Genomic DNA, 3081 nt, shown 5'->3' on the forward strand with positions numbered 1-3081 from the left:
CGGTCCGGACTCGGGGAGGAATACGGCGATATGGCTGACTTTCTGGCCGCGCAACTCTCCCAGGGCAGTGATCTCGCCGGGCAGTCGTCGGGCCGCCGGATGACCGCGGTGGCGCTCGCGCCACTCGTCCAGGCGTGCGAATAGCCGCTGGATGTCGCCGCCGCTGGAGCGCACCAGCTCGGTCAGGGTCACCCATCCCCGGGTCAGGTCGCCTCCCTCCTCGCGCAGGCTGGCCAGTGAGCCGCCGTCCAGCCGCGAGAGCTGGTCCCAGACCGGGTCGTTGAGGTCCTCGCGCTGGGTCTCGGCCTGGACGCGAATCAGGGCGCGGGCGGCGGCGCGGGGCTCGTCGACCTCGGCCAGAGCCATCCCCAAGCGTTCGCGCAGGGTCAGGGAGGCGTCGCGGGGCAGGTTGATCTCATCGAGCAGCTGCGCTGCCTGGATCACCGCCCAAGGGTCTCCCTCGGTCTCGCCCAGTTCCGAGAGCAGCAGGGCCCAGCGTGTCCTCGCCTGGCGCTCCAGTCGGCTGTCGTCGATCTCCTTGGCGACCTCCAGTGCCTGGGTGCGGCTTCCCTGGCGTGCTAGGATGTCGGCCGCTTCCAGGCGAGACAGGGCGGCCTGGCCGGGTTGCTGCTGTTCAGCTTGCAGCAGCAGGCGCTGTGGATCACTGTCAGGCTGTCGCTCGACAATGCCGGGCTGGAAGCTGCAGCCCGCAAGCAGCAGCGCGGTAAGCGCGGCGGCCAGCGGGCCGCGAAACGAGATCTTCATGAATCCTTCCTAGTCCCCAAGTTCGAGAGCATCCCAGGGAGCCGAGATGTCCGATACGCTTGCCGGTTCATTGTACGTCGTCGCCACGCCCATTGGGAATCTGGACGACCTGAGCCTCCGGGCCGCCCGGGTCCTGGGGGAGGTCGCACTGATCGCCGCCGAGGATACTCGCCACACTGGCCGTCTGCTGCGTCATCTGGGCCTGTCGCGGCCGATGCTCTCACTGCACGAGTATAATGAGGCCGCGCGGGTCGACGCCCTGGATGCCCGCCTCGTCGCCGGAGAGGACATCGCCCTGGTGTCCGATGCCGGCACGCCGCTGATCAGTGATCCCGGCTTCGTGCTGGTGCGCGAGCTGCGTGTCCGCGGCCGTCGCATCGTGCCGATCCCGGGGCCCTGTGCCCTGGTGGCGGCCCTGTCGGCGGCGGGGCTGCCCACCGACCGCTTCCTCTTCCAGGGCTTTCTCGCGGCAAAGGGTGGCGCCCGTCGAGGGCGGCTGGAGTCACTGGCGACCCGCGAGGAGACCCTGGTGTTCTACGAATCCCCCCATCGCATTCGCGATACCCTGGCGGACCTTGCTGCCACTCTGGGGGAGCGTCGGGTAGTGCTGGCCCGAGAACTGACCAAGGCCTTCGAGACCTTCCTGGACGGCAGTGCCGCCGAGCTGCTTGAGTGCATGGACGGGAATCCCGACCAGGCGCGTGGTGAATTCGTGGTGATGGTGGCCGGGGCAGGCCCGCGCGGCGACGTAAACGCCTCGACGGTGGAGGCCGATGCACTGCTTTCGGCCCTGCTCGACGAGGGGGTGGGGGTCAAGCAGGCGGCCGCCGTGGCGGCACGGATGCTGGGCGGTGCCAAGAAGGTCTGGTATGGCCGGCTCCAGGCGCTCAAGGACGGGCATTGAGGCAGGAGGAGGGCACTGGTATCCTTGTCTCGGGAGTTGGCCAGACAGTCGCCGCCGCTCTGGCCTTCGGGCCGAGGCAGGGGAGGAAAGTCCGGGCTCCACAGGGCAGAGTGCCAGGTAATGCCTGGGCGGCGTGAGCCGACGGAAAGTGCAGCAGAGAGCAGACCGCCTACGTCTCCTGCGGGAGGCCGGCAAGGGTGAAAGGGTGCGGTAAGAGCGCACCGCGCGCCTGGCAACAGTGCGTGGCAAGGTAAACCCCACTCGGAGCAAGACCAAATAGGAACCCCATGACGTGGCCCGCGTCGGGTTCGGGTAGGTTGCTTGAGGGCCCTGGTGACACGGCCCCTAGAGGAATGACTGTCCACGACAGAACCCGGCTTATCGGCCGACTCCCTTTATTCGAACACTGCCGTTGCGTACGGCCCCTCAGCCCCTCGATCGAGAGTCACATGCCGTCATCCGCCTCTGAACAGCCCGCCCGCGGCTTTCGCCATGCCAGCGTGCTGCTCGATGGCGCTGTGGAGGTGCTGGTCCACGACCCCGAGGGCGCGTATCTGGACGGTACCTTCGGCCGCGGTGGCCATTCGCGCGCCATCCTTGCACGGCTGGCCCCGCAGGGCCGCCTGCTGGCCATCGATCGCGACCCCCAGGCCGTCGCCGAGGCCTCGTCCATCGACGACCCGCGCTTCACCATCGAACAGGGCGAGTTCGCCCGACTCGGGGAGATCGCCGATCACCACGGCCTGCATGGCCGGCTGGCCGGTGTTCTGCTCGACGTGGGGGTGTCGTCACCCCAGCTTGACGATCCCGATCGGGGGTTCAGCTTCCTGCGCGACGGCCCCCTGGACATGCGTATGGACCCCTCGCGAGGCGAGAGTGCCGCGGGCTTTTTGTCGCGGGCCAGCGAGGGGGAGATCGGCGGTGTCTTCAAGGCCTATGGCGAAGAGCGCTTTGCCAGGCGACTGGCGCGGGCCATTGTGGCGCGTCGCGTCGAGCGGCCCTTCGAGCGGACCGCCGATCTCGCCGAGGTGGTCAAGGCCGCCCACCCCGCCTGGGAGAAGGGAAAACACCCGGCGACCCGGGTCTTCCAGGCGCTTCGCATCCAGGTCAATGGCGAGCTGGAACAGCTCGGTGCCGCTCTCGAGGCTGCCCTGGAGGCCCTCGCTCCGGGGGGGCACCTGGTGGTGATCAGCTTCCACTCGCTGGAGGATCGTCGGGTCAAGCGCTTCATTCGCGATCACGTGCGCGGTGACACCGACCTGCCGCGCGGCATGCCGATCCGCGATGACCAGCTGAAGCGGCGCTTGGAGTCGCTGGGCAAGGCGCGTCGCCCCACCGCCGAGGAGGTCGAGGCGGCCGAGCAGGCCCTGGCCCACGAGAAAATCGAAGTGGTGTGGGACACGGTCGTAACG

3 protein-coding genes and 1 other RNA gene are annotated in these 3081 nt (G+C 68.5%); 3 read left to right on the forward strand and 1 reads right to left on the reverse strand.

What is annotated here, in order from left to right; all coding sequences use genetic code 11:
* The coding region (locus RI841_RS07700; RefSeq protein WP_310705014.1) for a penicillin-binding protein activator at positions 1 to 765 on the reverse strand (765 nt) is incomplete at its 3' end.
* Positions 766 to 811: 46 nt separating this feature from the next.
* Here RI841_RS07700 and rsmI point away from each other — a divergent pair.
* The 3 genes from rsmI to rsmH form a co-directional block, all read left to right on the forward strand.
* Positions 812 to 1669 carry a 16S rRNA (cytidine(1402)-2'-O)-methyltransferase gene (gene rsmI, locus RI841_RS07705; protein WP_310705015.1) on the forward strand — a complete coding sequence of 286 codons (858 nt, stop codon included), beginning with the start codon at positions 812 to 814 and terminating at the stop codon, positions 1667 to 1669.
* 32 nt (positions 1670 to 1701) lie between these two features.
* An RNA gene (gene rnpB, locus RI841_RS07710) (RNase P RNA component class A) lies at positions 1702 to 2066 on the forward strand.
* Between the two features lie 52 nt (positions 2067 to 2118).
* The coding region (rsmH, locus tag RI841_RS07715) for a 16S rRNA (cytosine(1402)-N(4))-methyltransferase RsmH (protein WP_310705016.1) at positions 2119 to 3081 on the forward strand (963 nt) is incomplete at its 3' end.

Source organism: Halomonas sp. (assembly GCF_031581305.1).
Taxonomy (GTDB): Bacteria; Pseudomonadota; Gammaproteobacteria; order Pseudomonadales; family Halomonadaceae; genus Halomonas.

What these genes read in the sequence shown, in the direction of transcription:
- rsmI (WP_310705015.1), top strand. Translation starts at nt 812, where the DNA reads ATGTCCGATACGCTTGCCGGTTCATTGTACGTCGTCGCCACGCCCATT.